Source organism: Paracoccus haeundaensis (assembly GCF_006239215.1).
Taxonomy (GTDB): Bacteria; Pseudomonadota; Alphaproteobacteria; order Rhodobacterales; family Rhodobacteraceae; genus Paracoccus; species Paracoccus marcusii.
In genome coordinates, this window is record NZ_VDDC01000007.1 from 225,647 (window position 1) to 232,551 (window position 6,905).

The following is a 6,905-nucleotide window of genomic DNA, read 5'->3' on the forward strand; positions in this document are numbered from 1 at the left end:
TCCATGCAAATCTTGTCCCGCCCCTATGGCGCGCTGCACTATCGGCTGGACGGGCCAACGGGCGCGCCGGTGGTGCTGATGGCCAATTCGCTTGGCACGGATCTGCGTCTGTGGGAGGCGGTCCTGCCGCTGCTGCCGCAAAGGCTGCGCTATCTGCGCTATGACAAGCAGGGGCACGGGCTGTCCGATCTGGGCGGCGCAGACCGCATCGCCGACCACGCCGCCGACGCAGCCGCGCTGATCGAGGCCGTGGCCCCCGGCCCGGTGGTCGTGCTGGGCCTGTCCATCGGCGGACTGATCGCGCAGCGCCTGGCGGCCGACCGGCCCGATCTGGTCCGCGCGCTGATCCTGTCCAACACCGCCGCGCGCCTTGGCACGCCCGACAGCTGGCAGACCCGGATCGAGGCGGTGGAACGGGACGGCATGGCCAGCATCGCGGATGCGGTGATGGAACGCTGGTTCGCGCCCGCCTTCCGCGCGACGCCCGCTCTGGCACTGTGGCGCAACATGTTGGCCCGCACGCCTGCCGCCGGCTATGTCGCCGCCTGCCGGGCGCTGGCCGGGGCCGATCAACGGCAGGCCAGCGCCGCACTGCGCCTGCCCACGATGGTTATCGCGGGCGAGGCCGACGGCGCATCGCCCCCCGATATGGTGCGCGCCACCGCCGACCTGATCCCCGGCGCGACCTTCCACCTGATCCCTGGCGCGGGCCACCTGCCCTGCGTCGAGACGCCCGACGCCCACGCCGCGCTGATGACCCCCTTTCTGGAAAGACATGCCGCATGACCGAATTGTCCGACACCGGGCTTGCCACCCGCAGACGCGTGCTGGGACCGGACCATGTCGCCCGCGCGCAGGCCGCGCAGACGCCCTTCGACGCACCGTTCCAGGCGCTGATCACCGATGCGGCCTGGGGCCATGTCTGGTCGCGCGGCACGATTCCGCTGCGCGAGCGGTCGATGATGACCATCGCCCTGCTGGCGGGCCTCGGCAACGACGGCGAACTGGCACTGCACCTGCGGTCCATCCCGAACACCGGCACCAGCCGCGACGACGTGATGGAGGCGCTGCTGCACGTCGCCATCTATGCCGGCGTCCCGCGCGCCAATCACGCCATCGCCCTGGCCCGCCGAATCTTTGCCGAGGCCGATGCCGAAGGAGGACAGGCATGACGCTCTATCAACGCGACCGCACCTGGCATCCGCCCGCGCTGGCCCCTAACTACAAGACCTCGGTCGCGCGGTCGCCGCGACAGGCGATGCTGTCGATCGAGGGCACCGTGTCGGAACTGACCGGCCCCCGCTTCGGTCACGGGGCCATCACCCCCCTGGATGGCGACTTGATCGCGAACTATGCCAAGGACGGCGATCCGGTGGGCGAACGCATTATCGTTCACGGCCGCGTCCTGGACGAGAACGGCCGCCCCGTCCCCCGCACCCTGGTCGAGATCTGGCAGGCCAATGCCGGCGGCCGATACCGCCACAAGAAGGACGGCTACCTGGCGCCGATCGACCCGAATTTCGGCGGCTGCGGGCGGGTTCTGACCGACGATCAGGGCCATTACGCCTTTCGGACCATCAAGCCCGGCGCCTATCCGTGGCGCAACTGGGTCAACAACTGGCGGCCCGCGCATATCCACCTGTCGGTCTTCGGCACGGCCTTCGTGCAGCGCCTGATCACCCAGATGTATTTCGAGGGCGACCCGTTGATCGCGCATTGCCCGATCGTGCAGGCGATCCCCGATCCCCGCGCCATCGACGCGCTGATCGCCCCGCTGGACCTGAACCAGGCGGTGCCGCTGGACTGTCTGGCCTATCGGTTCGACATCGTGCTGCGCGGGCGGCGGTCGACCGTCTTCGAGAACCGGCCGGAGGGAAACTGACATGCCGCAGCCGCTGAACTACCTCAAGGAGACCCCGTCCCAGACCGCCGGACCCTATGTCCATATCGGGCTGGCCCCGCGGGCGGCGGGATTCGACATCTATGACACCGAACTGGGCTTTGACCCCATGCCCGACGACGTGCCCGGCCCGCGCATCCGCGTCACCGGCTGCGTCTTCGACGGCATGGGCGCAACGGTCCGGGACGTGCTGATCGAGGTCTGGCAGGCCGACGCGGCCGGGCTCTACCCCGATCAGCCGGGGGCCGCCGCGGGGTTCCGGCACTGGGCGCGCGTGGTGCCCGATTTCGACACCGGGCAGTTCACGCTGGACACCGTCCTGCCCGGCGCCGTGCCGGGGCCGCGGGGCCGCATGCAGGCGCCGCACCTGTCGCTGTGGCTGGTCGCGCGGGGCATCAACACCGGACTGCAGACGCGAATGTATTTCGCCGATCAGGACAACGCCGCCGACCCGGTGCTGTCCCTGATCGAACAGCCGCATCGCCGCGACACCCTGATCGCCCGTGGCGCCGACGGCCACTATCACTTCGACATTCACCTGCAAGGTGACAAGGAAACGGTATTTCTCGATGTCTGACCCCTGCATCATCTGCGTGGCCATCACCGGCAGCCTTCCGACCAAGGCCGACAACCCGGCCGTTCCCGTGACCATCGCCGAACAGGTCGAATCGACCCACGAGGCCTTCGAGGCGGGCGCCGCCATCGTTCACGCCCATGTCCGCGACGACGAGGGCAAGCCCACCAGCGATCCCGACCGCTTTGCCAGCCTGCTGGAGGGGGTTCGCCGGCATTGCCCCGGCATGATCGTGCAGCTGTCCACCGGCGGGCGGTCGGGCGCAGGCCGCGACCGGGGCGGCATGCTGCCGCTGCGGCCGGACATGGCCAGCCTGTCGGTCGGGTCGAACAACTTTCCGACCCGCGTCTATGAAAACAGCCCCGACCTGGTGGACTGGCTGGCATCGCAGATGGCCGCCCACGGCGTCATGCCCGAAATCGAGGCCTTTGATCTGTCCCACATCCTGCAAGCCCATGCGATGTGGCAGGACGGGCGACTGACCACCCGGCCCTATGTGCAGTTCGTGATGGGCGTCAAGAATGCGATGCCGGTCGACCGCCACGTGTTCGATTACTACATCGCCACGGTCCGGCGGCTGTTCGGCACGAATGCGCCCTGGTGCGCGGCGGGGATCGGCCCGAACCAGATCGTCCTGAACGAATGGGCCGTGGCATCTGGCGGTCACGCCCGCACGGGCCTGGAGGACAACGTGCGCCTGGACCGCACGCGCCTGGCACCGTCCAACGCGGCGCTGGTGCGGCGGGTGGTGGACCTGTGCGACCGCTATCGCCGACCGGTGGCGACATGGCAGCAGGCCCGCGCGATTTTGAACCTGCCAGAGACCGTTTCATGACACAGGTACATGTCACGACGGGGCGTAAGTCGCCCCTGCCACCGCCGACCCACGGCCCGCACCGCCAGGCGGTGCGCAGCCCCGCCACGGTCGGGCCATGACCGCGGCCGGCAACCCCCTCTATGCCATGCTGTTCGGCGACCCGGACACCCAGGCGCTGTTCACGGCCGAGGCCGAACTGGACGCGATGATCCGGGTCGAAGTCGCGCTGGCCCAGGTTCAGGCGCAGCTTGGGGTCATCCCCCCCGATGCCGGGCCGGCCATCGCCGCGGTCAGCCGTCGCCTGCTGATCGATCCGGCATCCCTGGCCCAGGCCACCGCCCGCAACGGCGTCCCCGTCCCCGCCCTGGTCCAGGAGATGCGGCGGCAGATGGCCGGCGAGCCCGCGGCCGCGCATCTGCACTGGGGCGCCACCAGTCAGGACATCATGGACAGCGCGCTGGCCCTGCGCCTGCGCCCCATGCTGGACCTGTGGGGCGCCCGCCTGGATGCCGTTCTGACCCAGCTGGCCGCGCTGGCGGATCGGCACGCCACCCTGCCCATGGCCGCGCGGACCTATGGCCAGACGGCGACACCCACCAGCTTTGGCGCGGTCGCGGCCAGCTGGGGATGGCCCCTGCTGGATCACGCACAGGATCTGGCACGGGTTCGTAACGCGGTGCTGCGCGTCTCGCTGTCCGGGGCGGCGGGCACATTGTCGGCGATGGGGCCGCAGGGCCCGGCCGTGCGGGCGGGTCTTGCGCGGGCGCTGGACCTGTCGGATCCCGGCCATGGCTGGCATTCCGACCGTTCGGGGCTGGGCCGGCTGGCGGATTGGGCTGCGGCGGTGGCCGTCGCCCTGGCCAAGCTGGCCGAGGACCTGCTGCTGATGACACAGTCGGGCCTGGCCCTGGTGCGGATCGAGGGCGGGGGGGCATCCTCGACCATGCCGCAGAAGCAGAACCCGGTCGGCCCCTCGGCGCTGGCTGCCCTGGCGCGGCAGGTGATCGGGCTGGCATCGGTCTTCGGGGCGGCGGGGGTGCATCGGCAGAACCGCGACGGTGCGGCGTGGTTCACCGAATGGCTGACCCTGCCGCAGATCTGCGTCAGCCTGGGCGCGATGCTGCGGCTGACGCAGGATGTCCTGGACCGGCTGACCCCTGACCCCCAGGCAATGGAGCGCGACCTGGGTGGCGGGTCCGGCACCATCCATGCCGAGGCGCTGACATTCGCGGTCCTGGCCGAACTGGGCCTGGGCCGGGCCTCTGTCGCAGGCAGGGTCGGTCAGCTTTGCGCAACCGCCCTGACGGAGGGCCTCGACCTGCTGGACCTGGCCCGGAAGGAATGGCCGGACCGGGACTGGGCCGCGCTGGTCCGCGCCACCGGCCTCGGCCTGGCCCCGCAGGAGGCCCGCGCCTTTGCCGACCGTCAGCGGATCCGTATGCCCTAGGCTTTGGTCTGTCGGTCTGGCGGCAAGGTGAACAGCAGGCGCACGACCAGCTGTCGTCGCAAGGCCCGTCGTGGCTGGCGTTTGCGACGCGACCAATCGTGGCGGGCACCCTTCCCTGTTGAGATGGTCATGCATCATGCCATGCCTGGACAAACCCCGGCTGCCAGAGGTCATGCCGGGGTTCGGCAGCCGGCGCCCTAAACCGACCGCGCGCTGCCAACGTCCCCGTCATCGCGTCGCTATGGCGAGGGTCCGACTCATGATCAGTGAGGGGTCTGCAAGCAGCTGACCATGCCCCGATGAGGGAACGGAAACGCCCCTGGCAATGGCTCAGGCGACGCGCATGCTCTACCAAGCCCAGACCGTCCGCCCTGTGCCGCGGCTGTCAGCCCCCCATCGCCCGGGCTGCGGATGCTGCGACACCGTGCGTCAGGCAATAATTTCACGCCCCTGAAAACATTCCGCCGGCTGCGCGTTACCTGCCCTGAACGACCATGACCAATCACACCCGGAAAGCGGAAACGATGAACCAGAACACGCTCTTTCAGCCCTATGACCTTGGCCCCCTGCGCCTGGCGAACCGCATCGTCATGGCACCGCTGACCCGCAACCGCGCCGCGGAAGGCCTGGTGCCCGGACCCCATGCGGCCGAATATTACGCGCAGCGCGCGACCGCGGGGCTGATCATCGCCGAGGCGACGCAGATCTCGGCGCAGGCGCAGGGCTATCAGGACACGCCCGGCGTCTATACGCCCGAACAGATCGCCGGATGGCGCAAGGTCACCGATGCGGTCCATGCCAAGGGCGGGCGCATCTTCCTGCAACTGTGGCATGTGGGTCGGGTGTCGCATGTCGATGTGCAGCCGGGCGGCGCGGCCCCCGTGGCCCCCTCTGCGATCGCGGCAGAAACCAAGACATTCGTGAACGGCGGATTTGTCGAGACCTCGACCCCGCGCGCCCTGCGCCTGGACGAGATCCCGGGCATCGTCGACGATTTTCGCCAGGCTGCGGCCAACGCCATCGAGGCGGGCTTCGACGGGGTCGAGATCCATGGGGCCAACGGTTATCTGCTGGACCAGTTCGCCAAGGACGGCGCGAACAAGCGCACTGACGCCTATGGCGGCTCGGTCGAGAACCGCGCCCGGCTGATGCTGGAGGTGGCCCAAGCCGTCGTGGCCGAGATCGGCGCGGACCGCACGGGCATCCGCCTGTCTCCGGTCTCTCCGGCCGGCGGGGTGTCCTGCAGCGATCCGCAGCCGCAGTTCGATCATATCGTGGACGGGGTGGAGGCGCTTGGCCTGGTCTACATCCACGTTGTCGAGGGCGCGACCGGCGGCCCGCGCGACGTGGCGCCGTTCGATTTCGACAGCCTGCGCCAGCGGTTCTCGCGCACCTATATCGCCAATAACGGCTATGACCTGGACCTGGCGACGAAGCGGCTGGAAGAGGACAAGGCGGACCTTTTCGCCTTTGGTCGCCCCTACATCGCGAACCCCGACCTGGTCGCGCGGATGAAGGCCGGCGCGCCCCTGACCAAGCCCGACGAGTCCACGATGTATGGCGGCGGTGCCGAAGGCTATGTGGACTATCCCCCGATGGACGCGACGGCCGATCAGGCCTAAGTCCCCTCCGCGGCGCCCCATGACAGGGCGTCGCGTCGCACCCGATGGACCGGCCCGATACAGGGCTGGTCCCTGTCATGCGACGCAGTTCATTGGATGGCGGGACAGCAGGATGGCAGCTTAACCACTTCGCAACGTCCCCCTATCTAAGATGAGTTGGCCCGATCACGGCGGTGAGCATGCCCCGCCAGTTGGCCTCCACTGACCATAGATAGTCGATACCGCCTGGGTGGGGGGGCGCATCCGACTGAAACCATAATGGGGCGTCCGGGCCAGCGCAGCCCCTGATTCCACGGCCTATCAGCGGCCCGGTGTTGCAACTGTCATGACCTGAGGGATGGCCCCGGCCATTCGATGACCGGCCTTTTGGAAGACGCCCGGCGATCGACGATGCAGTTCGGCGCATCCAAGCTCTCGACTGCACGCTTCCTGCAAGCCTCGCGTGGCATAGCTGTCCTGCAACGACGAGGCGGATGACGGGACAGACGGTTTGGCTTGGGATCGGGTTTCTGGGGCAGGCGCTGTTCAGCGCCCGTTTCGTCATC

Annotated in this window: 7 protein-coding genes; all 7 read left to right on the forward strand. The window is 69.0% G+C overall.

The window, feature by feature from the left end; genetic code table 11:
• The first annotated feature begins 3 nt into the window (after window positions 1-3).
• The 7 genes from pcaD to FHD67_RS04050 all read left to right on the forward strand — a co-directional run bounded on the left by pcaD (window position 4) and on the right by FHD67_RS04050 (window position 6,360).
• Window positions 4-786: a 3-oxoadipate enol-lactonase gene (gene pcaD, locus FHD67_RS04020; RefSeq protein WP_046000611.1), complete on the forward strand. Its 783-nt coding sequence runs from the start codon at window positions 4-6 to the stop codon at window positions 784-786.
• A complete protein-coding gene (pcaC, locus tag FHD67_RS04025) occupies window positions 783-1,172 on the forward strand; it encodes a 4-carboxymuconolactone decarboxylase (protein ID WP_046000610.1) in 390 nt (129 codons plus the stop codon). The genes pcaD and pcaC overlap by 4 nt, the downstream gene beginning before the upstream one ends.
• Window positions 1,169-1,882, forward strand: coding sequence for a protocatechuate 3,4-dioxygenase subunit beta (gene pcaH, locus FHD67_RS04030; protein WP_139597891.1), 714 nt, complete (start codon window positions 1,169-1,171; stop codon window positions 1,880-1,882). Before pcaC ends, pcaH begins: the two co-directional genes overlap by 4 nt.
• Window position 1,883: 1 nt before the next feature.
• Complete coding sequence (pcaG, locus tag FHD67_RS04035; RefSeq protein ID WP_046000608.1) at window positions 1,884-2,477, forward strand: protocatechuate 3,4-dioxygenase subunit alpha; 594 nt, start codon at window positions 1,884-1,886, stop codon at window positions 2,475-2,477.
• Window positions 2,470-3,309 carry a 3-oxoadipate:acetyl-CoA acetyltransferase gene (locus tag FHD67_RS04040; RefSeq protein ID WP_139597892.1) on the forward strand — a complete coding sequence of 280 codons (840 nt, stop codon included), beginning with the start codon at window positions 2,470-2,472 and terminating at the stop codon, window positions 3,307-3,309. The genes pcaG and FHD67_RS04040 overlap by 8 nt, the downstream gene beginning before the upstream one ends.
• Before the next feature lie 97 nt (window positions 3,310-3,406).
• A complete protein-coding gene (locus FHD67_RS04045; protein ID WP_139597893.1) occupies window positions 3,407-4,738 on the forward strand; it encodes a lyase family protein in 1,332 nt (443 codons plus the stop codon).
• A gap of 524 nt (window positions 4,739-5,262) precedes the next feature.
• On the forward strand, window positions 5,263-6,360 hold the full coding sequence (locus FHD67_RS04050) for an alkene reductase (RefSeq protein WP_046000605.1): 1,098 nt from the start codon (window positions 5,263-5,265) through the stop codon (window positions 6,358-6,360).
• Window positions 6,361-6,905 lie beyond the last annotated feature (545 nt).